Raw genomic sequence first — 20,338 nt, 5'->3', positions numbered from 1 at the left:
TGCGCGTATTCTACCGCGCCCGGCGACGCCAGTCGCGGGAATGCATGAGCTTGTTTATCCGTGTTTTTTGATGCAACGCACCTTTCTGGTGGATAATGCTGGTAATTGCGCGCTGATTACGCTGGTCCATGCTGTTTCCTGGCCCCGCAGCCTGACCCCTCCAGTCTGTTTTCATGCCCTGCCCGGTGTCAGCGCTCCCGCCTTTATTTATTTTTATTATGGAATTAGCCAGCTTATGTTGAGTTACCGCCACGCCTTTCACGCGGGTAATCACGCCGATGTGTTGAAACATTATGTGCAGATTCAGTTGTTGCAATATCTGAATCAAAAAGATACCGCCTATAGTTATATCGATACCCATTCCGGCGCGGGCGTGTATGCGCTCGACGGTGGCTATGCGTCGAAAAATGCCGAGTACGAAACGGGCATCGCGCCCCTGTGGGACCGCACAGACTTGCCGGCTTCGCTGGCCGAGTACATGAAGCTGATCAAGGAAATGAATCCGAGCGGCAAGATGCGCTATTACCCGGGTTCGCCGTACTGCGCCGACAAGGTCAGCCGCGAGCAAGACCGTCTGCGCCTGTTCGAGCTGCATCCCGCCGACGCCAAGATTCTGGCCGACAACTTCCGCAAGGTCGAGGCGCATGCGCTGGCCCAGGGCGAGCGTCCTACCGTGCGCGGCAAGCGCGTCATCATCACCAAGGCGGACGGCTTCCAGAGCCTGAAAGCCCTGCTGCCGCCGCCATCGCGCCGCGCGCTGGTGCTGATCGACCCGCCGTATGAAGACAAGATGGATTACCGCAAGGTCAAGGACACCCTGGCCGACGCCCTCGTGCGCTTCCCGTCGGGCATGTATGCCGTCTGGTACCCCGTACTGCAGCGCATGGAATCGCGCCAGTTCGCCGACAAGCTGAAGCAATTGCCCAGCTCGGACTGGCTGCACGTGACCCTGACGGTGAACACCCCGTCGCCGGACGGCTTCGGCTTGCACAGCAGCGGCATGTTCATCTTGAACCCGCCATACACCCTGGAGCCGATGTTGCGCGAAGTCATGCCGTACCTGGTGAAGGTATTGGGCCGCGACGACGGCGCCAAGTTTGTATTGGAAACGGGCAAGGGCGGACAGAAGAATACGGGCACCAGAAGAGTGTAATCCTGCTTGTCTTGGTAGTACTGTAATAAAAAACGCCACGGGCAATATACCCGTGGCGTTTTTTATGGGCGGGAGTTTACTGTCCCAGCAGCAAGAACACGGTCGGTTTCTTGTGGAAGTCCGGGGCCTTGCCGGCAGCCAATTGTTTCTTCCACTGTCCGCCATTCCACGTTTGCACGCTTTCCGTGTCCAGACTCAGGTCGGTGGCGACGCAGATCAGGGTCGATGGCGCGCATTGCGCCACGAGGGCGTCGAGCATGGCGGCGTTACGGTACGGCGTTTCGATGAACAGCTGGGTCTGCTTTTCATTGCGCGAACGCCCTTCCAGTTCTTTCAGGCGCTTGGCGCGCAGGGCCGCGTCCGTGGGCAGGTAGCCGTTGAAGGCGAAGCTCTGGCCGTTCAAGCCGCTGGCCATCACGGCCAGCAGGATCGACGACGGACCCACCAGCGGACGCACTTTAATGCCGTGCTGATGCGCCAGGCGCACCAGGTCGGCGCCGGGATCGGCCACGGCGGGCACGCCCGCTTCCGACACGAGGCCCGCGTCGCGCCCCGCCAGCAGGGGCGCCAGCAAGCCGGCCAGCGCTTGCGCCGGGGTATTCACGTTGAGTTCGGAAATCGTGATTTCCTGCAGCGGCTTGGCCAGCGGATGCTGGTTGCCGATCAATTTCAGGAAGGCGCGCGCCGTCTTGGCGTTTTCCGCAACAAAATAATCGAGCTGCGACGTGATGTGCCGTACTTGCTCCGGAATGATGTGGGCCAGCGGGTCGGCCGGGCTGTCGGACAGGCCGAGGTGGTTGGGAATCAGGTACAGGGTGCCGGTCATATTCTTATTGTCGGTAAATTAAAGGGTGAAAAACGTGACGCCTGCCTTGCGCAGCATGCCGGTGAGGGCGATCAGCGGCAAGCCGGTGAGGGCGGTCGGGTCGGTGGTGGCGATGCGTTCGAGCAGGGCGATGCCCAGGCCTTCGTTCTTGGCGCTGCCGGCGCAATCGTACGGCTGCTCGATGCGCAGGTAGGCGTCCAGCTCGGCATCGGGCAAGTCGCGCACGGTGACGAGGGTCTGGACATCTTCCACCTGCGCCACAGGCACCGCCTGGCGCCCGTCCAGCAGGCACAGTGCCGTGTGGAACACGGTCTGGCGTCCGCGCATGGTTTGCAGTTGCAGCAGGGCATTCGCATGGTTGCCGGGTTTGCCGATCTGCGCGCCATCGAGGGTGGCGACCTGGTCGGAGCCGATGACGAGGCTGCCAGGATGGCGGTCGAGCACGGCCTGTGCCTTGGCCTGGGCCAGGCGCAGGGCCGTGGCGCTGGGGCTTTCGCCTGGCAGGGGGCTTTCGTCGAGATCGGGCACGGCGACTTCGAAAGGCAGGCGCAGGCGTTCCAGCAATTCCTTGCGGTAGGTCGAACTCGATGCAAGAATCAAGCGCAATGGGGCGGAAGTTGGTATCATTCGGTAGTGGATGGCGGCCGGCATGGCCGCGCTGGTCAATGTCAGTGGAATTTCACGCAAATTCCAGGGCGCAGAGCCCCTGACTGAGGCTCCATGCGGCATGACGGTGTTAATGAAATTGTCATGTTTATGGCAATGATTGCGTCAAAAAAGATGCTTAGCCTTTGACTCCGTGCTAAAAACCCTGTTATTATCGCAGGTTTTCCGGGGAAATTTTCTACCAATGAATGCTTTTGTGATCGACGCCTTTGATTTTTGTCGTATCAGCGGGAGCCGCGAGGGTGTAACTCCTGTCGCTGAAATGACCCGGTTGACCAAGGATTGTGCAGATAATTCCGGCGAGATCGCCTGGAAGATCGTCGGCGGCACCAGCAAGCTGGGCTACCCGCAACTGACCTTGTCGGTCAACGGCACCGTTCAGCTGGTTTGCCAGCGCTGCCTGACTCCGTATGCTTACGCGATAGATTCTTCGACTGTTCTGATGCTGGGCAAGGATGACGAGCACGCGGACGAGATCGAAGAAATCATCAACGATGAAACGATCGACGTGATCGTCGGCAGCCGCAGCATGGATGCCGCGGCCCTGATCGAAGATGAAGCCTTGCTGGCCCTGCCGCAGGTACCCAAACACGACGTCTGCCCCGATACGGCGCAGCTCGATGCTCTCAAGACTGAAAAGAAATCGCCGTTCGCGGCACTGAAAGACTTGAAGCCAGAATAAAGTAGTGTAAGAAAGGAAGCTTTAAAAAAACCGTAGCGAGCGGCCCAATATCGTCTTGAGTAGCGCAAGCGTACAGAAGTACGCTGAGCAACGCCGAGGCGATAGTGGGACGCGCAGTAGGTTTTTTATGCTTCCTGTAAAGAACGTGTCAAACGCGTGTAGTAATCGAGTATGGCAAGTGTAGTGAAATGTAATTGTAATAAACGATGTCGGTCCGGGCTATTTTCGGGTAGTCTTTGCCGCTGGGATACTCGATTCGCATGTATTTGCTAATCGATTGTGCTAAAATTTTAGAACTTATGTATTAGGAGTCATCATGGCAGTTCAACAGAACAAGAAAACCCCTTCCAAGCGCGGCATGCACCGTTCGCACGACTTCCTGGTCGCGCCGCAATTGAGCGTCGAGCCAGTTACCGGCGAAACACACATGCGTCACCATATCAGCCCTAACGGCTTCTATCGTGGCCGTAAAGTGTTGAAGACCAAAAACGACGAGTAATCGACGTTTTTGTTGGGTAAGATGAAAGCGGTGTTGCGTGGTTATTCGGCGTGGCGCCGCTTCTTCTTTTTTATCGGCTGCAATTCATCTTGCGCACCCGTCATTTTGAATCAAGCTTGCTCAGGCGGTGCATGACATGCTGCGCCCTGCATATGCTCCAGTCCGATTCACATCTTGCCGCACGCCCGCAGCGGTATTGAATCAACACAAATGACAATCAAAATTTCTATCGACTGCATGGGCGGAGATCACGGTCCCTCAGTCACTATCCCCGCAGCAATTTCCTTCGTAAAACATGAGCCTGAAGCCGAACTGATCCTTGTTGGATTGGAAGACGTGATCCGTGCCGAACTGAAAAAACATAAAGCCGACACGCATCCGCGCCTGTCGGTATTGCATGCCTCCGAACAAGTTACCATGGACGATCCCCTGGAAGTGGCCCTGCGCCGCAAGAAGGATTCCTCCATGCGCGTGGCCATCGAACAGGTCAAGAACGGCGTGGCGCAAGCCTCCGTTTCCGCCGGTAATACGGCAGCCCTGATGGCCGTGTCGCGCTATGTATTGAAAACCATGTCCGGCGTCGACCGCCCGGCCATCTGCAGCATCTTGCCGAATCAAAAGAACGGCCCCACCTACATGCTGGATCTGGGCGCCAACGTCGATTGCGAACCGCATCACTTGCACCAGTTCGCCATCATGGGTTCCGTGCTCGTGTCCGCCATGGAAGGCATCGCACGCCCCACGATCGGCTTGCTGAACGTGGGCACGGAAGATATCAAGGGCAATGAAGTGGTGAAGCTCACCTCGAAGCTGCTGCAGGCCGACCACGAGCGTGGCGCGCTGAACTTCTACGGCAACGTGGAAGGCAACGATATCTTCAAGGGCACGACCGATATCGTCGTCTGCGACGGTTTTGTCGGCAATGTCACCCTGAAGGCCATCGAAGGCCTGGCGCGCTTCATGAAAGACGTGCTCACTTCCGAATTCAAGCGCAATCCGATTACCATGCTGGGCGCGCTGATCGCCCGCGGGGCCCTGAAAGCCATCGGCAACCGCTTGAATCCATCGCGTTACAACGGCGCCAGCCTGCTGGGCTTGCGTGGTCTCGTCTTCAAGAGCCATGGCAGCGCCGATGCCTATTCCTTCGAATGGGCCTTGCGCCGCGCCTTTGATGCGGCAAAAAATGACGTGCAAGCGCACCTGGCCAGCCTGATCGCCGAGCTGATGCCGCGCACGCCAGTACCGGACGAACCTACATCAACAAGCTCTACCATTTAGTGGACGGGTATTTGCATGACTGTTTTTAGCAAAACTTACAGCAAAATTATCGGTACCGGCAGCTACTTGCCGGAGAAGCGCGTCACCAACCAGGATCTGACCGAACAGCTCGCAGCCAAGGGCATCGAGACGTCGGATGAATGGATCGTGTCGCGCAGCGGCATTTCGGCGCGCCATTATGCAGCGCCGACGCAAAACTCCTCGGACCTGGGCGTGGAAGCGGCCAGGAAGGCCCTGGAAATGGCGGGCCTGAACGGCAACGACCTGGACCTGATCATCGTCGCCAGCTCGACCCCCGATTTCTTCGGCAGCTTCCCCAGCACCGCCTGCATCGTGCAAAACAAGCTGGGCATCACGAACAACTGCGCCGCCGTCGACGTGCAAGCCGTCTGCAGCGGCTTCGTGTATGCGGTGGCCACGGCCGACAGCTTCATCCAGTCGGGCATGCACAAGAACGTGCTGGTGATCGGCGCCGAAGTGTTTTCGCGCATCCTCAATTTCGACGACCGCGGCACTTGCGTGCTGTTCGGCGACGGCGCTGGCGCCATCGTCATGACGGCATCGAAAGAGCCGGGCATCCTGGCCACCAAGCTGCACGCGGACGGCCGCCACTCGAACATCCTCAGCGTGCCGGGCAGCCTGGCTGGCGGCGCGCTGGACGGCAGCGCCTTCCTGTACATGGATGGCCCGGCCGTGTTCAAGCTGGCCGTGTCCGTACTGGAAAAAGTTGCGCACGAAGCCCTGGAACATGCCAACATGACCTCGGACCAGATCGACTGGCTGATCCCGCACCAGGCGAACATCCGCATCATGAACAGCACGGCCAAGAAACTCGGCTTGCCGCTGGACAAGATGGTCGTCACCGTCGACCAGCATGGCAACACCTCGGCCGCCTCGATTCCGCTGGCGCTCGACATCGCCGTGCGCGATGGTCGCGTCAAGAAGGGCGACAACGTCATGATGGAAGGCGTGGGCGGCGGCTTTACCTGGGGCGCCGTGCTGGCGCGCATGTAATCCCGCAACATTATTAAAAAAACGGAGTCGACATGACACAATTTGCATTTGTTTTCCCAGGCCAAGGCTCGCAAGCGATTGCGATGCTCGACGGTTTCGCCGGCAACCCCGTGGTTGCGCAGACCGTCGCCGAAGCGTCGGACGCCCTGCAATTCGACCTGGGCAAGCTGATCGCCGAAGGTCCGAAGGAAGAACTGGATCTCACCACCAACACGCAACCGGTGATGCTGACGGCGGCCGTGGCCTTCTACCGCGCCTGGCTGGCGGCCGGCGGCCCCGTGCCGACGGTCGTGGCCGGTCACAGTCTCGGTGAATACTCGGCGCTGGTCGCCGCCGGCGTCATTTCCTTCAAGGATGCCGTGCCGCTCGTGCGTTTCCGCGCGCAAGCCATGCAGGAAGCCGTGCCCGTCGGGCAGGGCACGATGGCTGTCGTGCTGGGCCTGTCGGATGACGACGTGCGCGCCGCCTGTGCGGAAGCGGCGGCGGAAAACCCGGCCCTGGTGGTCGAGCCCGTCAATTTCAATGCGCCAGCGCAAGTCGTCATCGCCGGCCACACGGCTGCGGTCGAGCGCGCATGCGAACTGGCCAAGGCCAAGGGCGCCAAGCGCGCCATGAAACTGCCCGTCTCCGCACCTTTCCATTCGTCGTTGCTGAAGCCCGCGTCGGACCGCTTGCGCGAATACATGGCCGGCCTGACTTTTTCCGCGCCGCAGATCGCCCTGATCAACAACGTCGACGTGGCCATCGTCAACGACGTGGCCGGCATCAAGGATGCGCTGGTGCGCCAGGCGGCCAGCCCCGTGCGCTGGGTGGAAACCATGCAAAAGGTTGCCGCGGATGGCATCACGCAAGTGATCGAATGCGGTCCGGGCAAGGTCCTGATGGGCCTGGCCAAGCGCATCGACCCGGTGCTGGTGGGCGACGCCATCGTCGACCAGGCTTCGCTGGAACGCATTTTGACGCAGCTCAAATAAACATCAGATCGCGGCAGGCTGCCTGCCGCGGTTGCTCTTAAGGATACTCATGAATTTAGCAAATCAAGTCGTGCTGGTCACGGGCGCCTCGCGCGGCATCGGCCGCGCCATCGCCACCGAACTGGGCAAGCAGGGCGCCACCGTGGTCGGCACCGCCACCTCGGAAAGCGGCGCGCAAGCGATCACCGATTACCTGGCCGCCGAAGGCGTGGCGGGCAAGGGCCTGGTCCTGAACGTGACCGATGCGGCGCGCTGCGCGGCCGTCGTCGATGAAGTGCAGAAAACCTACGGCAGCCTGTCGATCCTCGTCAACAACGCGGGTATCACGCAAGACCAGCTGGCCATGCGCATGAAGGATGAAGAGTGGGACAGCGTCATCTCGACGAACCTGTCGGCCGTCGGCCGCCTGTCGCGCGCCGTGCTGCGTGGCATGATGAAAGCCAAAACTGGGCGTATCATCAACATCACGTCGGTCGTGGCTTCGTCGGGTAATCCGGGGCAAATGAATTACGCGGCGGCCAAGGCCGGCGTGGAAGGCATGAGCCGCGCCCTGGCGCGCGAAATCGGCAGCCGCAACATTACCGTGAACTGTATCGCGCCGGGCTTCATCGATACCGACATGACCAAGGCTCTGAGCGAAGAGCAGCATGCGGCCCTGTTGACGCAAATTCCCCTGTCCCGCCTGGGCAAACCGGAAGACGTGGCAGCGGCCGTGGCCTTTTTGGCCTCGCCGCAAGCGGCGTATATCACGGGCACGACCCTGCACGTGAACGGCGGAATGTACATGAATTGATGTGAAAGGTAGACAGGGCGGGCGTTTGTGGCATGATTCAACGGTCGTTTTTGTCTATAATCGCATCTTTTAGCAGCAGCTTCGGTTGAATTAGCAGCAGACACCGAAATTAGTATTCGGACGCGCAAACCTGATAAAATGCGCGCACTTTCCGTAACACACACTTTGGAGCCATAACATGTCGGATATCGAACAACGCGTTAAGAAAATCGTCGCTGAGCAACTGGGCGTTGCAGAAGCAGACATCAAAATCGAATCCTCCTTCGTCGACGACCTGGGCGCCGATTCCCTGGACACCGTGGAACTGGTGATGGCCCTGGAAGACGAATTCGAAATGGAAATCCCTGACGAACAAGCTGAAAAAATCACCACCGTGCAACAGGCGATCGACTACGCCACCGCACACGTCAAGGCCTAAGCCTGTCTGACCGACTTCAGGAGAATCGCTTGAGCCGTTCTAAAAACCGTCGTGTTGTTGTCACCGGCCTGGGTTGCGTTTCACCAGTCGGCAATACTATTGCCGAGGCGTGGGGCGCAATCATTGAAGGTAAATCCGGCATTGCCACGATTACCAAGTTTGATGCACAGCCATTCACCACGCATTTTGCCGGTGAAGTCAAAGGTTTCAATATCGAAGAGTACATCTCCGGTAAGGAAGCCCGCCATATGGATACCTTTATCCATTACGGCATGGCTGCAGGCATCCAGGCGATGCAGGACTCCGGCCTGGAAGTGACCGAAGAAAACGCCGAGCGTATCGGCGTGATCATCGGTTCCGGTATCGGCGGCTTGCCGCTGATCGAGGAAACCAAGTCCGAGTACGAAAAGCGCGGTCCGCGCCGTATCTCGCCATTTTTCGTGCCTGCCTCGATCATTAACATGATCTCTGGCAACCTTTCGATCAAATATGGTCTGAAGGGCCCGAACCTGGCGATCGTTACAGCGTGCACCACCGGTTTGCACAGCATCGGTGCCGCAGCGCGCATGATCGAGTACGGCGATGCCGACGTCATGATCGCCGGCGGTGCCGAATCGACCGTGTCGCCGCTGGGCCTGGGCGGTTTCGCTTCGGCACGTGCCTTGTCGACCCGCAACGACGATCCGGCAACGGCATCGCGTCCGTGGGATGCCGACCGCGACGGCTTCGTGCTGGGCGAGGGCGCTGGCGTCATGGTGCTGGAAGAGTACGAGCACGCGGTGGCCCGCGGTGCCAAGATCTATGCCGAAGTGCATGGTTTCGGGATGAGCGCAGATGCTTATCACATGACCTCGCCGCTGGAAGATGGTAGCGGCGGCAGCAAATCGGTGATCGCGGCCCTCGACAACGCAGGCTTGAACGCGGATCAGATTCAGTACCTGAACGCGCACGGCACGTCGACCCCGCAAGGCGACGTGGCGGAAGTGATGGGCATCAAGCGCACCTTCGGTGATCACGCCAAGAAACTGGTCGTCAACTCGACCAAGTCGATGACGGGCCATTTGCTGGGCGGCGCGGGCGGTCTGGAAGCGGTGTTTACGGTCCTGGCATTGCACCATCAGGTGTCGCCTCCGACCATCAACATCTTCAACCAGGATCCGGCGTGCGATCTCGATTTCTGTGCCAACACGGCGCGTGATATGAAGATCGATTATGCAGTGAAAAATTCGTTCGGCTTCGGCGGCACGAATGGCACGCTGATTTTCGGTAAAGCGAAATAAGCAGGAACTTTCAAGCGCTCGCTACGGTCAAATCGTAGTGAGCGCTGATTCGCCGCCAACGTTCGTTGGCGGCTGAATTTGCCCGGCATGGTGCCGGCGCGCCTTTTTTCTCCCATGAACTATGTCGATCGCGGTAGCGGCTGTCATTCGCACGCCTGTCTGTTTGCGCCTGTTGCAAGCGGTGCTGGGACTGTGCGCCTTGCTGGCCGCCTGGCCCTTGAGCGGCCTCTGGCGCAGTCTGCCCGCGTCCGGCCAGCTGGTGGGCGGCTATGCGCTGGGCTGGAGCGGTGCCTTGCTGAGTGCGGCTGGCGGCGTGTTTTTGCTGGCTTTGCTGCGCCGGCGCAGAAAGCCGCAGGCGCTTGATATTTCGCCGGTCGGGCAGTTGCGGCTGGCGGTATATCTGGAGCATGGCGCGGCGCCGGATGCCGGTGCTGCCGGGCTGGTGCAGCCGGCCGGGCCGGGGCCTGTGGCGGCGCCTGGGCTGCGCCTGTTGCCGGGCTCGACCCTGTGGCCGTCGCTGCTGGTGCTGTGCCTGGCGGATGCCGCCGGACGGCGCACGGCGGTGCTGGTGCAGCGCGGCGGCAGTTGCACCGCCTTCCGCCCGCTGGCCGTGGCTTGCCGGGCGATCGCGGCGCGGAACAGGGAAGAATAAAAGTGGGACGAACACTGAACTTCTTGCAGCGGGCCAACTCTATATCCATACAGGCGCCCACGCTGCATGACTACAGGGACATCGGGCGTGAGGACAGAGCGCGAGTATGATCAGTTGCTGGTCGAGCGGGTGCAGGCTGGCGACAAACGGGCATTCGATGTGCTGGTATCGAAATATCAGCGCCGCTTGATGCGCCTGGTGTCGCGCCTCGTGCATGACCCGGCGGAGGCCGAAGATGTGGTGCAGGAAACCTTTATCAAGGCATACCGGGCGCTGCGCCATTTTCGCGGCGAGGCCGCCTTTTATACCTGGTTGTATCGCATCGGCATCAACACGGCCAAGAATTATCTCGTCACGCAGGGGCGGCGCGCCGCCACATCCAGCGATGCCGACGCCGAGCAGGCGGAGTCTTTCGATGACGGCAATAAATTGCGCGACAACAATACGCCCGAATCGGTGCTGGCCAGCAAGCAGATTGCCGCCACCGTCAATGCGGCCATGGATGTGCTGCCCATCGAATTGCGCACGGCCATCGTGCTGCGCGAGATCGAGGGCCTGAGCTATGAAGAAATATCGGAGATCATGGCGTGCCCCATCGGCACCGTGCGCAGCCGGATTTTTCGCGCGCGCGAAGTGATTGCGGAGAAATTGAAGCCGTTGTTGGACATGCCGATTGACAAGCGCTGGTAATCTGGAGAGTATGAGGTTGGCATGGCTGCGCCCGGTTTCCGCACCGATCCTCTTGAAATGGCAGGACCCATCATGGATACGCATACACGATTGCACGAGACTATTTCCGCGCTGGCCGATGGCGAGCTGGCGGCGAGCGAACTCGAACTGGCGTTTGCCGCCCTCGATACGCCATCGGGACGGCAAGCCTGGGATGCCTATCGCCATATCGGTGAGGTGCTGCGCTCGGAGCAGTACGGCCATGCGCTGAGCGCCCAGTTCGATGCGCGCCTGGCCAGCCGCCTGGCCGCGGAGCCGGCACCCGAAGAGTCCGCTGCCCATGCGGAACCGCTGCCGCCCCTGGCCGCCGGCATCGTGCCGCCTGGCGTGGCCGAACCGCTGGAGGCCGGGCCGCTGGCGCAGCGCTAGCGGGCGCCTCGTCCATCTTATGCCTGGCTTAACCTTCCCGTCGCCCCCTTGACACTGGCCTTCCGTACGATTGACACTGTGCGCAGGCAATATCTTGCTTTTGCGATATATTGTTGCATTGTTTGCCATGCGCGCTGTCAGGTGGGTTTGCCCCTGGATTTCCGTCATGACGGCCAATCATGCGCGCAGGCAATCGCCTGATCCGCGTTTTGAACCGTTTATATACTCGAAAAGATCCTTTCCATGAAAAAAAACATGTGTGCCGCCAGCAAGTCGTTTTCAGTGAAGACGCTTTCCGCCTTATTGTTCGGGACGGCTGGCGTCTTCCTTGCTCCCACCATGCTGGGCCTGGCGCCACAGGCGCAGGCCGCTGTGCCGGCCGTGAAACTGCCTGATTTCTCGGACCTGGTCGACGCCGTCGGCCCGGCCGTGGTGAATATCCGCACCACCGAACGCCTGAAAATGGGCGGCGCCGGGGCTGGCGTGGGCGGTCAGGATGAGCAGGAAATGCAGGAATTCCTGCGCCGCTTCTTTGGTGGCGCCATGCCCGCGCCGCGCCAGCAGGCGCCCCGTGGCGGCCGCCGCGCCGTGCCGCAGGAGCAGGAAGTGCAGCGCGGCGTCGGTTCCGGCTTCATCATTTCGGCCGATGGCTACGTGCTGAGCAACGCCCACGTGGTCGACGGCGCCGACGAGGTGTATGTGACCCTGACGGACAAGCGCGAATTCAAGGCCAAGGTGATCGGTGCCGATGCGCGCACCGACGTGGCCCTGCTGAAAATCGAGGGCGCCAACTTGCCGCGCCTGACCATCGGCGACTCGAACAAGATCCGCGTGGGCGAGTGGGTGATCGCCATCGGCTCGCCATTCAACCTGGAAAACACGGTGACGGCCGGCATTATTTCTGCCAAGTCACGCGATACGGGCGATTACCTGCCCCTGATCCAGAGTGACGTGGCCGTCAACCCCGGCAACTCCGGTGGTCCGCTGATCAATATGCGTGGCGAGGTGATCGGCATCAATTCGCAGATTGCCACCTTGTCCGGCGCCTACAATGGCATTTCGTTTGCCGTGCCCATCGATGAAGCCATGCGCGTGGGCGAGCAGCTGAAAAAGACGGGGAAAGTCGTGCGCGGACGCATCGGCGTGCAGATCGGCGAAGTGAGCAAGGACGTGGCGGAATCGCTGGGCTTGCCGAACGCCAAGGGTGCGCAAGTGTCGATGGTGGAGCCGGGCGGGCCGGCCGACAAGGCGGGCATCAAGCCGGGCGACATCATCCTGAAATTCAACGGCGCGCAGATCGAGCGTTCCTCCGACCTGCCGCGCCTGGTAGGCGGCGCCGCCGTCAACGGCAAATCCACGGTCACCGTCTGGCGCAAGGGCGCGCAGCAGGACATTCCCGTCACCGTCGTCGAGCTGGAAAGCGAGAAAACGGCGAAGAAGGGCGCCAAGGAGCCGGAAGCGCAAGCCGTCAATGCGCTGGGATTGAAAGTCAGCGACGTGCCGGCCGCGAAGAAGCAGGAGCTGAAGATCGAGGCGGGCGTGCTGGTCGACGATGCCGATGGCGTGGCGGCCCTGGCCGGCTTGCAGCCTGGCGACGTGATCTTGCAATTGAACAACGTTGCCGTGAAAGACGCCAAGCAGTTCAATGCCCTGGTGGCCAAGCTCGATCCGAAAAAGTCGTCGGCCGTGCTGGTGCGCCGTGGCGACGTGGCGCAATTCGTTTCGCTGCGTCCGTCTGCCAAGTGAGTTTCTGATTCCATCCGCATCCCGGCTCCGGCCGGGATGCCTTTCCCTTTTCTTCATGCACTTCACCCTCTATTCCCGCAGTTATTGCCATTTGTGCCAGGACATGCTCGACGCCTTGCTCCTGCTGCAAGCGCCCGGAAAGCCGTTCACCGTGGACGTGATCGATATCGATGCGTCGCCCGACGCCTCGCTGCTGGCCCGTTTCGACGAGCTGGTGCCGGTGCTGTTCGGTGACCTGGCGCAGCCCGAGCTATGCCATTATTTCCTCGATGAAGCAGCGGTACGGCGCTGCCTGGCGTAGCTTAAATGGCAATATTGACACTGCATTGCACCATTATGGTGCTGAAAACAGCCGAAAATGTCGGCTTGGCCCGGTGCCGGCCTCATAAGACGGGCTTTCTACTCTGAAATCCGGTAAAATGGGGAGGTCGAAAAAGCTACTGTCCGAGGCAGCAGCTTCTGTCGCTTCAAAAGCGCTCGCCTGGGCATGCAGATGTCCTGCTCGGAGCGCTTTTTTCATCATGAGTGGGGCGCCTGGTTCTGGCCCTGTTTGGCCCGGACATGATTCCCCTGATTCCTGTTAAAGCAGTGTCGTCAACTTCGCACTTATATTAGTTAATGAACAACATACGCAATTTCTCCATCATCGCCCATATTGACCACGGTAAATCGACCCTGGCTGACCGCATCATTCAATTGTGCGGCGGCTTGTCCGACCGCGAGATGGAGGCGCAGGTGCTCGATTCGATGGATCTGGAGCGCGAGCGCGGCATTACCATCAAGGCGCAAACGGCGGCCCTGCACTACAAGGCGCGCGATGGCCAGATCTACAATCTGAACCTGATCGATACGCCAGGCCACGTCGACTTCAGCTATGAAGTGTCGCGCTCGCTGTCGGCGTGCGAAGGCGCGCTGCTGGTTGTTGACGCGTCGCAAGGCGTGGAAGCGCAAACCGTGGCCAACTGCTACACGGCGCTGGACCTGGGCGTGGAAGTGGTGCCCGTGCTGAACAAGATCGACTTGCCGAACGCGGATCCTCCGAGCGCCATTGCCGAGATCGAAGACGTGATCGGCATCGACGCAGGCGACGCCGTGCATTGCTCGGCCAAGACGGGCTTCGGCGTGCTGGACGTGCTCGAGCAGCTGATCGTCAAGGTGCCGCCGCCGAAGGGCGACCCCGATGCGCCGCTGCAGGCGCTGATCGTCGACTCCTGGTATGACGCCTATGTGGGCGTGGTCATGCTGGTGCGCGTCATCAACGGCACCCTGAAACCAAAAGACAAGATCCGCCTGATGGCCACCGATTCGGTGCAGCTGGTGGAAGACATCGGCGTGTTTTCGCCCCGTTCGCATTCCTTGCCGCAATTGTCGGCAGGCCAGGTGGGCTTCATCATCGCCGGCATCAAGGAATTGAAAGCGGCGAAAGTGGGCGATACCGTCACCCTGGCCAACCGTCCTGCCGCCGCGCCGTTGCCTGGCTTCAAGGAAGTGCAGCCGCAAGTGTTCGCCGGCCTGTTCCCCGTGGAAGCGAACCAGTACGACGCGCTGCGCGACTCGCTGGAAAAACTGAAATTGAACGACGCGGCCCTGATGTACGAGCCGGAAGTGTCGCAGGCGCTGGGCTTCGGCTTCCGCTGCGGCTTCCTGGGCTTGCTGCACATGGAAATCGTGCAGGAACGCCTCGAACGCGAATTCGACATGGACCTGATCACCACGGCACCTACCGTGGTGTACGAAGTGATCCAGCGCGACGGCACCATGATCAACGTCGACAATCCGTCGAAGATGCCCGATCCGTCGCGCATCGAGGAAGTGCGCGAGCCTATCGTCACGGTCAATCTGTACATGCCGCAGGAATACGTGGGCTCCGTGATCACCCTGTGTATCGGCAAGCGCGGCATCCAGATGGACATGAGCTACCACGGCCGCCAGGTCAAGCTCGTGTATGAAATGCCGATGGCCGAGATCGTGCTGGACTTCTTCGACCGCCTGAAATCGACATCGCGCGGCTATGCCTCGATGGATTACGAGTTCAAGGAATACCGCGCGGCCGACGTGGTCAAGGTCGACATGCTGATCAACAGCGAAAAAGTCGATGCGCTGGCCATCATCGTCCACCGCTCGAACAGCCAGTACCGTGGCCGCCAGGTGGCCGCCAAGATGCGTGAACTGATTCCGCGCCAGATGTTCGACGTGGCCATCCAGGCGACCATCGGCGCGAACATCATTTCGCGCGAGAACGTGAAAGCCTTGCGCAAGAACGTGCTGGCCAAGTGCTATGGCGGCGACATCAGCCGCAAGAAAAAATTGCTGGAAAAACAAAAGGCGGGTAAGAAACGCATGAAGCAAGTGGGTTCCGTGGAGATCCCGCAAGAAGCATTCCTGGCAATTTTACAAGTGGATGGTTAATACATGAACCTGCAAGTGATTTTAGGAAATTTCGCTTTAATCCTGTTCGTGCTGATGGTGTTGACGGGCCTGGTCTGGTGCCTGGATGTGTTTTATCTGTCCAAGCAGCGCCGCAAGGCGGCCGACCTTGCCCTGGCCGAGTTCGATGCGCGCCAGTCCAAGCTGGCCGCCGAGGGCATCAAGTCCGATGCGGGCGGCAGCCGCGCCACCATCGAGGCGGCCCTGTTGCGCCAGCCGACCTGGGTCGAATATTCGGGCAGCTTCTTCCCCGTCATCGCCCTCGTGTTCTGCCTGCGCTCGTTCCTGTACGAGCCATTCAAGATCCCGTCGAGCTCGATGGTGCCGACCTTGCTGGTGGGCGATTTGATCCTGGTCAACAAGTTTACTTATGGCATTCGTTTGCCGATCGTCAACAAGCGCATCATTGAAGTCAACGATCCGCAGCGCGGCGACGTCATGGTGTTCAAGTACCCGAAAGATATGTCGCAAGACTATATCAAGCGCGTGATCGGTGTGCCCGGTGATAAAATCACCTATGAAAACAAGCGCTTGACGGTCAACGGCAAGGAAGTGCAATACACGCCGCTGGACGACTACCTGGACGACGAAAGCACCGTTTACCACAAGCAGCTGGAAGAAAACCTGACGGGCGTGAGCCACCGCATCCTCAACGACGAGCCCGCTCCTACGTTGAACTTGCGCGAAGTCAAGGATTTCCCGCACAAGGAGTCGTGCGACTACAACGAAGACGGTTTCACTTGTGTGGTACCAGCAGGAAACTACTTCATGATGGGCGACAACCGCGACAATAGCGCGGACAGCCGCTACTGGGGCTTCGTGCCGAACGAGAACATCGTCGGCAAGGCTTTCCTGGTGTGGATGAACTTCAGCAATCCGAAAAGAGTGGGCGGCATACACTAAGCCGTCCCTATGGCTGCCGCGCCGATTCCCCGCGCGGCGGCCAGCCGAATTACTCAGATGACACAGAAACAACAATGAATCTTCAGTTATTGCAAACCCGTTTAGGCTATACGTTCCAGGATGCTGGCCTGTTGCAGCAAGCCTTGACGCATCGTAGCCACAGCAGTTTGCATAACGAGCGGCTGGAATTCCTCGGCGACTCCATCCTCAACTGCGTGGTCGCTTCCATCCTGTACGAACGCTTCAAGTCCATCGACGAGGGCGACCTGTCGCGCCTGCGCGCGAATCTGGTGAAGCAGCAGTCGCTGTATGAAATCGCGCAAAAGCTGGAACTGTCGCAATTCCTGCGCCTGGGCGAAGGCGAGCTGAAATCGGGCGGTTTCCGCCGTCCGTCCATCCTCGCCGATACCCTGGAAGCCTTGCTGGGCGCGATTTTCCTCGACACGGGCTTCGACGCCGCCAGCACGGTGATCCGCGCCTTCTACATCCCCATCCTCGACTCGGTCGATCCGCAAACCTTGGGCAAGGATGCCAAGACCCTGCTGCAGGAGTTTTTGCAAAGCAAGAAAATTTCGCTGCCACAATACAACGTGGTGGCTACCCACGGCGCCGCCCACAGCCAGGAATTCGAGATCGAATGCCTGGTGCCGAAATTGAACATCCAGGTCTACGGCCGTGGCGGAAGCCGCCGCGCCGGTGAGCAAGCCGCCGCCAAACTGGCGCTCGACGTGGCCGAGCAGGCGCTGTTGAAGTCGCCAGCCGCCAGCCGCAAGCCGAAACCGCGCGCCGCCCAGCTCAAGCTGGCCGGCATTGCCACCATCCAGAGCGACGACGCGGCAGCCCCTGCTGCCCCGGCGATCGCCGCTCACACTAAACAGAATCGACACTAGCATGACAGCCACCAAAATGCCCGACAACTTCCGCTGTGGCTATATCGCCATCGTGGGCCGCCCGAACGTGGGCAAATCGACCCTGATGAACGTGCTGATCGGCGCGAAGGTCAGCATCACTTCGCGCAAGGCGCAAACGACGCGCCACCGCATCACGGGCATCCAGACGGTGCCGGACGCGCAATTCATCTACGTCGACACGCCGGGCTTCCAGACGCGCCATTCGAACGCGCTGAACAAGACGCTCAACAAGACCGTCACCAACACCCTGATTTCCTCGGACGTGATCTTGTACGTGATCGAGGCAGGCACCTTCGGCCCGGCCGACCAGCAAGTGATGGACCTGCTGCCGAAGGAAGTGCCGTGCATCCTCGTCATCAATAAATCGGACCGCGTGAAGGACAAGGCCGTGCTGCTGCCGTTCGCGCAAAAAATCGCCGCCATGCGCGACTTCGCCGCCATCGTGCCCGTCTCGGCCAAGCTGCACTTCCAGCTGGAAGGCTTGCAGGACGAGATCAAGCGTTTCCTGCCGGAAAACCAGCCTATCTTTGGCCCGGACGACATCACGGACCGCAGCGAGAAATTCCTCGCCTCGGAAATCGTGCGCGAAAAACTCTTCCGCTTCGTCGGCGACGAACTGCCGTACACGAGTACCGTGCTGATCGAGAAATTCGAACAGGAAGGCGATCTGCGCCGCGTGTTTGCCGCCATCCTGGTCGAGCGCGATACGCACAAGTCCATGATCATCGGCAACAAGGGCGCGCGCCTGAAGGAAGTCTCCACCCAGGCCCGCCTGGACATGGAAAAGCTGTTCGGCGGCCCCGTGTACCTGGAAATCTGGGTCAAGGTCAAATCGGGCTGGGCCGACAACGAGGCGGGCTTGCGCGCCTACGGCTACGAGTAATCCGCAACCCGGGGGCGACGCCACACGCATGAGCACCACCACGCCAGCGCTGCACGATCTTGCGCCAGCTTCATCTGCTGCATCCGCACCTGTCCCCGCGTCGGCGGCCATCGCGCCGCCGGCCGCAGCTCCTGTCACTCCTGCCGCGCCGCGGCGCAGCCGTCCGCCCGCGCGCGACGGACGCATCACGGGCCAGCCAGCCTTCGTGCTGCACAGCTATCCGCATAAAGAAACCAGCCTCATCGTCGACGTGTTTACACGCGAATACGGCCGCATCGCGCTCGTCGCCAAGGGCGCCAAGCGGCCCCATTCGCAGTTGCGCGGCGTGCTGCAAACCTTCCAGCCCCTGCAGGCGGGCTGGACGGGCAAGTCCGAGCTGCGCATCTTGACGGGCGCCGAATGGGTGGGCGGTATGTTGCCGCTGGAAAAGACCGCCTTGCTGTGCGGCTTCTATTTGAACGAATTGCTGGTCAAATTGCTCGCGCGCGACGATCCGCATCCCGTCCTGTTCGACCACTACGTTGCCACCTTGAATCAACTGGCGCACAATGAGCCGCCGCCCATCGTGCTGCGCAAGTTCGAGCGCGCCCTGCTCAAGGAAACGGGCGTGGCGGCCGACCTGACGCGCTGCACGGGCACGCGCCAGGCCGTCGAGGCGGGGCAGGTCTATGTGGTCGACCCGGAACGGGGGCCGCGCCCGGCGCGCGCCAGCGATGCCTGGCCCAGGATCACGGGCAAGACCCTGCTCGACATGGAGCGCGAAGATTATCTGGACGCGGCCACGCAGGCGCAAAGCAAGCTGCTGATGCGCTTTTTGCTGGCCCATCAACTGGGCGGCGCCACCTTGAATACGCGCCAGATACTGATCGATTTAATGCAGCTGTAGCTGCGGTTTGCAGCAGGACAGCACTTTACGGATACCATCACTATGAGCTTTTTGCAGCCTTCCGGCCCCGTCATCGACCTGGGCGTCAATATCGACCACGTGGCCACCTTGCGCAATGCGCGCGGCACCGCCTACCCGGACCCGATCCGCGCGGCCCTGCTGGCCGAACAGGCGGGCGCCGACGCCATCACCCTGCATCTGCGCGAAGACCGCCGTCACATCAAGGATGCGGACGTGATCGCCATCGCCCCGCAATTGCTCACGCGCATGAACCTGGAAGCGGCCGTCACGCAAGAAATGATCGACTTCGCCTGCCGCATCAAGCCGGCGGACGTGTGCCTGGTGCCGGAAAAGCGCACGGAAGTGACGACCGAGGGTGGCCTGGACGTGGTGCGCTATTTCAAGGAAGTGCAGGCGGCCGTGCAGCAGCTGCAAGGCGAGGGCATTCGCGTGAGCCTGTTCATCGATGCCGATGAGCAACAGATCGCCGCCGCCGCCGAGCTGGGTGCGCCCGTGATCGAGCTGCACACGGGCCGCTATGCCGATACGCAAGGCGCCGAGCAGCTGGCCGAGCTGGAACGCATCAAGGCGGGCGTGCTGTTCGGCGTGGGGCGCGGCTTGAAGGTCAACGCGGGCCACGGCTTGCATTACACCAACGTGCAAGCGATCGCCGCCATTCCCGATATTGCCGAGCTGAACATCGGCCACGCCATCGTCGCGCACGCCGTGTTTGTCGGCTGGGAAAATGCCGTACGCGAAATGAAGGCTATCATGGTGGCCACGCGCATCGCCGGCAAGGCATAAGCGCGCACAAAGGAGGCAGCATGATCTACGGCATCGGTACCGATATCTGCAAGATTCCCCGCATCGAGGCGGCCCTGGCGCGCCACGGCGAGCGTTTCGCGAAAAAGATACTGGGGCCGCAGGAGCTGGAAAAGTTCCGTGCCCGCAGCGCCAAGAATGCCGTGCGCGGCGTGCGTTTCCTCGCCACGCGCTTCGCGGCCAAGGAGGCGTTTTCCAAGGCCATCGGCCTGGGCTTGCGCATGCCGATGACCTGGCCCGCCGCGCAGATGCTGAACCATCCCAGCGGCAAGCCGATGATCGTCTGCAGCGGCGTGCTGGCCGAGTTCATGGAGCAGCACCGCCTGAGCGCGCAAGTGACCATCAGCGATGAAGAAGAATATGCGGTCGCGTTCGTGATCGTGGAACAAGCAGGGTAACTATAAGTGCGCCATAAGTGCGCAATGAG

General features: G+C 60.6%; 25 protein-coding genes. 21 read left to right on the top strand and 4 right to left on the bottom strand.

Annotation, left to right across the window (positions count from 1 at the left end; translation table 11 throughout):
* Positions 1 to 10 precede the first annotated feature (10 nt).
* A complete protein-coding gene (locus tag O3300_RS08040; protein WP_171984907.1) occupies positions 11 to 292 on the bottom strand; it encodes a hypothetical protein in 282 nt (93 codons plus the stop codon).
* On the opposite strand from O3300_RS08040, the gene O3300_RS08035 reads away from it, so the two are divergent.
* Positions 236 to 1,153, top strand: a complete 918-nt coding sequence (locus O3300_RS08035) for a 23S rRNA (adenine(2030)-N(6))-methyltransferase RlmJ (protein WP_070255356.1) — start codon at positions 236 to 238, stop codon at positions 1,151 to 1,153. The two genes, O3300_RS08040 and O3300_RS08035, sit on opposite strands and share 57 nt — an antisense overlap.
* A gap of 76 nt (positions 1,154 to 1,229) precedes the next feature.
* Here O3300_RS08035 and O3300_RS08030 read toward each other — a convergent pair whose 3' ends face one another.
* Positions 1,230 to 1,979 (bottom strand): SAM-dependent methyltransferase, encoded by a 750-nt coding sequence (locus O3300_RS08030; protein WP_289910727.1) that lies wholly within the window; start codon positions 1,977 to 1,979, stop codon positions 1,230 to 1,232.
* A gap of 18 nt (positions 1,980 to 1,997) precedes the next feature.
* The gene (locus tag O3300_RS08025) at positions 1,998 to 2,606 is read right to left on the bottom strand and encodes a Maf-like protein (protein ID WP_305053139.1); all 609 of its coding nucleotides are present in this window, start codon (positions 2,604 to 2,606) and stop codon (positions 1,998 to 2,000) included.
* 223 nt (positions 2,607 to 2,829) lie between these two features.
* On the opposite strand from O3300_RS08025, the gene O3300_RS08020 reads away from it, so the two are divergent.
* The 13 genes from O3300_RS08020 (at position 2,830) to O3300_RS07960 (ending at position 13,380) form a co-directional block, all read left to right on the top strand.
* Positions 2,830 to 3,327, top strand: a complete 498-nt coding sequence (locus O3300_RS08020) for a DUF177 domain-containing protein (RefSeq protein ID WP_099667258.1) — start codon at positions 2,830 to 2,832, stop codon at positions 3,325 to 3,327.
* 316 nt (positions 3,328 to 3,643) lie between these two features.
* Positions 3,644 to 3,826: a 50S ribosomal protein L32 gene (gene rpmF / locus O3300_RS08015; protein ID WP_034749653.1), complete on the top strand. Its 183-nt coding sequence runs from the start codon at positions 3,644 to 3,646 to the stop codon at positions 3,824 to 3,826.
* Between the two features lie 210 nt (positions 3,827 to 4,036).
* Positions 4,037 to 5,104 carry a phosphate acyltransferase PlsX gene (plsX, locus tag O3300_RS08010; RefSeq protein WP_034779241.1) on the top strand — a complete coding sequence of 356 codons (1,068 nt, stop codon included), beginning with the start codon at positions 4,037 to 4,039 and terminating at the stop codon, positions 5,102 to 5,104.
* Between the two features lie 15 nt (positions 5,105 to 5,119).
* Entirely contained in the window at positions 5,120 to 6,118 is a 999-nt protein-coding gene (locus O3300_RS08005) for a beta-ketoacyl-ACP synthase III (protein WP_305052651.1), read from the top strand.
* 32 nt (positions 6,119 to 6,150) lie between these two features.
* Positions 6,151 to 7,092 carry an ACP S-malonyltransferase gene (gene fabD / locus O3300_RS08000; protein ID WP_035820249.1) on the top strand — a complete coding sequence of 314 codons (942 nt, stop codon included), beginning with the start codon at positions 6,151 to 6,153 and terminating at the stop codon, positions 7,090 to 7,092.
* 49 nt (positions 7,093 to 7,141) lie between these two features.
* Positions 7,142 to 7,885, top strand: a complete 744-nt coding sequence (fabG, locus tag O3300_RS07995; RefSeq protein ID WP_035820245.1) for a 3-oxoacyl-ACP reductase FabG — start codon at positions 7,142 to 7,144, stop codon at positions 7,883 to 7,885.
* Between the two features lie 178 nt (positions 7,886 to 8,063).
* The gene (acpP, locus tag O3300_RS07990) at positions 8,064 to 8,303 is read left to right on the top strand and encodes an acyl carrier protein (RefSeq protein WP_008449912.1); all 240 of its coding nucleotides are present in this window, start codon (positions 8,064 to 8,066) and stop codon (positions 8,301 to 8,303) included.
* 29 nt (positions 8,304 to 8,332) lie between these two features.
* The gene (gene fabF, locus O3300_RS07985; RefSeq protein WP_099667260.1) at positions 8,333 to 9,583 is read left to right on the top strand and encodes a beta-ketoacyl-ACP synthase II; all 1,251 of its coding nucleotides are present in this window, start codon (positions 8,333 to 8,335) and stop codon (positions 9,581 to 9,583) included.
* Between the two features lie 121 nt (positions 9,584 to 9,704).
* Positions 9,705 to 10,235, top strand: coding sequence for a hypothetical protein (locus tag O3300_RS07980; RefSeq protein ID WP_305052650.1), 531 nt, complete (start codon positions 9,705 to 9,707; stop codon positions 10,233 to 10,235).
* Positions 10,236 to 10,301: 66 nt separating this feature from the next.
* Positions 10,302 to 10,925 (top strand): RNA polymerase sigma factor RpoE, encoded by a 624-nt coding sequence (gene rpoE, locus O3300_RS07975; RefSeq protein ID WP_171985072.1) that lies wholly within the window; start codon positions 10,302 to 10,304, stop codon positions 10,923 to 10,925.
* Between the two features lie 72 nt (positions 10,926 to 10,997).
* Positions 10,998 to 11,333 (top strand): sigma-E factor negative regulatory protein, encoded by a 336-nt coding sequence (locus tag O3300_RS07970; RefSeq protein ID WP_077406705.1) that lies wholly within the window; start codon positions 10,998 to 11,000, stop codon positions 11,331 to 11,333.
* Between the two features lie 243 nt (positions 11,334 to 11,576).
* The gene (locus O3300_RS07965; protein WP_099667262.1) at positions 11,577 to 13,079 is read left to right on the top strand and encodes a DegQ family serine endoprotease; all 1,503 of its coding nucleotides are present in this window, start codon (positions 11,577 to 11,579) and stop codon (positions 13,077 to 13,079) included.
* Between the two features lie 55 nt (positions 13,080 to 13,134).
* Positions 13,135 to 13,380 (top strand): glutaredoxin family protein, encoded by a 246-nt coding sequence (locus tag O3300_RS07960; RefSeq protein WP_099667263.1) that lies wholly within the window; start codon positions 13,135 to 13,137, stop codon positions 13,378 to 13,380.
* Between the two features lie 33 nt (positions 13,381 to 13,413).
* Here O3300_RS07960 and O3300_RS07955 read toward each other — a convergent pair whose 3' ends face one another.
* The gene (locus tag O3300_RS07955) at positions 13,414 to 13,602 is read right to left on the bottom strand and encodes a hypothetical protein (protein ID WP_143451506.1); all 189 of its coding nucleotides are present in this window, start codon (positions 13,600 to 13,602) and stop codon (positions 13,414 to 13,416) included.
* A gap of 95 nt (positions 13,603 to 13,697) precedes the next feature.
* Here O3300_RS07955 and lepA point away from each other — a divergent pair, with 95 nt between their 5' ends.
* The 7 genes from lepA to acpS all read left to right on the top strand — a co-directional run bounded on the left by lepA (position 13,698) and on the right by acpS (position 20,309).
* A complete protein-coding gene (lepA, locus tag O3300_RS07950; protein ID WP_305052649.1) occupies positions 13,698 to 15,488 on the top strand; it encodes a translation elongation factor 4 in 1,791 nt (596 codons plus the stop codon).
* A gap of 3 nt (positions 15,489 to 15,491) precedes the next feature.
* Positions 15,492 to 16,409 carry a signal peptidase I gene (lepB, locus tag O3300_RS07945; RefSeq protein ID WP_099667264.1) on the top strand — a complete coding sequence of 306 codons (918 nt, stop codon included), beginning with the start codon at positions 15,492 to 15,494 and terminating at the stop codon, positions 16,407 to 16,409.
* A 74-nt stretch (positions 16,410 to 16,483) separates the two neighbouring features.
* A complete protein-coding gene (gene rnc, locus O3300_RS07940) occupies positions 16,484 to 17,299 on the top strand; it encodes a ribonuclease III (RefSeq protein ID WP_077406693.1) in 816 nt (271 codons plus the stop codon).
* Between the two features lies 1 nt (position 17,300).
* Complete coding sequence (gene era / locus O3300_RS07935; RefSeq protein ID WP_099667265.1) at positions 17,301 to 18,203, top strand: GTPase Era; 903 nt, start codon at positions 17,301 to 17,303, stop codon at positions 18,201 to 18,203.
* A 28-nt stretch (positions 18,204 to 18,231) separates the two neighbouring features.
* On the top strand, positions 18,232 to 19,089 hold the full coding sequence (gene recO / locus O3300_RS07930; RefSeq protein WP_305052648.1) for a DNA repair protein RecO: 858 nt from the start codon (positions 18,232 to 18,234) through the stop codon (positions 19,087 to 19,089).
* 42 nt (positions 19,090 to 19,131) lie between these two features.
* Positions 19,132 to 19,893, top strand: coding sequence for a pyridoxine 5'-phosphate synthase (gene pdxJ, locus O3300_RS07925; RefSeq protein ID WP_251351575.1), 762 nt, complete (start codon positions 19,132 to 19,134; stop codon positions 19,891 to 19,893).
* A 20-nt stretch (positions 19,894 to 19,913) separates the two neighbouring features.
* Positions 19,914 to 20,309: a holo-ACP synthase gene (gene acpS / locus O3300_RS07920; RefSeq protein ID WP_077406683.1), complete on the top strand. Its 396-nt coding sequence runs from the start codon at positions 19,914 to 19,916 to the stop codon at positions 20,307 to 20,309.
* Positions 20,310 to 20,338: the final 29 nt, after the last annotated feature.

The sequence above is a fragment of the Janthinobacterium sp. SUN206 genome (assembly GCF_030587305.1).
GTDB lineage: Bacteria > Pseudomonadota > Gammaproteobacteria > Burkholderiales > Burkholderiaceae_D > Janthinobacterium > Janthinobacterium kumbetense.
This window is presented reverse-complemented; position numbering and strand designations above follow the sequence as displayed.

Coding starts and splice junctions, on each gene's coding strand:
- O3300_RS07955 (WP_143451506.1), bottom strand. CDS start 13,602: ATGATGAAAAAAGCGCTCCGAGCAGGACATCTGCATGCCCAGGCGAGC.
- fabG (WP_035820245.1), top strand. CDS start 7,142: ATGAATTTAGCAAATCAAGTCGTGCTGGTCACGGGCGCCTCGCGCGGC.
- O3300_RS07965 (WP_099667262.1), top strand. CDS start 11,577: ATGAAAAAAAACATGTGTGCCGCCAGCAAGTCGTTTTCAGTGAAGACG.
- era (WP_099667265.1), top strand. CDS start 17,301: ATGACAGCCACCAAAATGCCCGACAACTTCCGCTGTGGCTATATCGCC.
- O3300_RS08025 (WP_305053139.1), bottom strand. CDS start 2,606: ATGATACCAACTTCCGCCCCATTGCGCTTGATTCTTGCATCGAGTTCG.
- lepA (WP_305052649.1), top strand. CDS start 13,698: ATGAACAACATACGCAATTTCTCCATCATCGCCCATATTGACCACGGT.
- O3300_RS08040 (WP_171984907.1), bottom strand. CDS start 292: ATGTTTCAACACATCGGCGTGATTACCCGCGTGAAAGGCGTGGCGGTA.
- O3300_RS07980 (WP_305052650.1), top strand. CDS start 9,705: ATGTCGATCGCGGTAGCGGCTGTCATTCGCACGCCTGTCTGTTTGCGC.
- O3300_RS07960 (WP_099667263.1), top strand. CDS start 13,135: ATGCACTTCACCCTCTATTCCCGCAGTTATTGCCATTTGTGCCAGGAC.
- O3300_RS08030 (WP_289910727.1), bottom strand. CDS start 1,979: ATGACCGGCACCCTGTACCTGATTCCCAACCACCTCGGCCTGTCCGAC.
- rpoE (WP_171985072.1), top strand. CDS start 10,302: ATGACTACAGGGACATCGGGCGTGAGGACAGAGCGCGAGTATGATCAG.
- rpmF (WP_034749653.1), top strand. CDS start 3,644: ATGGCAGTTCAACAGAACAAGAAAACCCCTTCCAAGCGCGGCATGCAC.
- recO (WP_305052648.1), top strand. CDS start 18,232: ATGAGCACCACCACGCCAGCGCTGCACGATCTTGCGCCAGCTTCATCT.
- acpS (WP_077406683.1), top strand. CDS start 19,914: ATGATCTACGGCATCGGTACCGATATCTGCAAGATTCCCCGCATCGAG.
- O3300_RS08005 (WP_305052651.1), top strand. CDS start 5,120: ATGACTGTTTTTAGCAAAACTTACAGCAAAATTATCGGTACCGGCAGC.
- O3300_RS08020 (WP_099667258.1), top strand. CDS start 2,830: ATGAATGCTTTTGTGATCGACGCCTTTGATTTTTGTCGTATCAGCGGG.
- acpP (WP_008449912.1), top strand. CDS start 8,064: ATGTCGGATATCGAACAACGCGTTAAGAAAATCGTCGCTGAGCAACTG.
- plsX (WP_034779241.1), top strand. CDS start 4,037: ATGACAATCAAAATTTCTATCGACTGCATGGGCGGAGATCACGGTCCC.
- lepB (WP_099667264.1), top strand. CDS start 15,492: ATGAACCTGCAAGTGATTTTAGGAAATTTCGCTTTAATCCTGTTCGTG.
- O3300_RS08035 (WP_070255356.1), top strand. CDS start 236: ATGTTGAGTTACCGCCACGCCTTTCACGCGGGTAATCACGCCGATGTG.
- rnc (WP_077406693.1), top strand. CDS start 16,484: ATGAATCTTCAGTTATTGCAAACCCGTTTAGGCTATACGTTCCAGGAT.
- O3300_RS07970 (WP_077406705.1), top strand. CDS start 10,998: ATGGATACGCATACACGATTGCACGAGACTATTTCCGCGCTGGCCGAT.
- fabD (WP_035820249.1), top strand. CDS start 6,151: ATGACACAATTTGCATTTGTTTTCCCAGGCCAAGGCTCGCAAGCGATT.
- pdxJ (WP_251351575.1), top strand. CDS start 19,132: ATGAGCTTTTTGCAGCCTTCCGGCCCCGTCATCGACCTGGGCGTCAAT.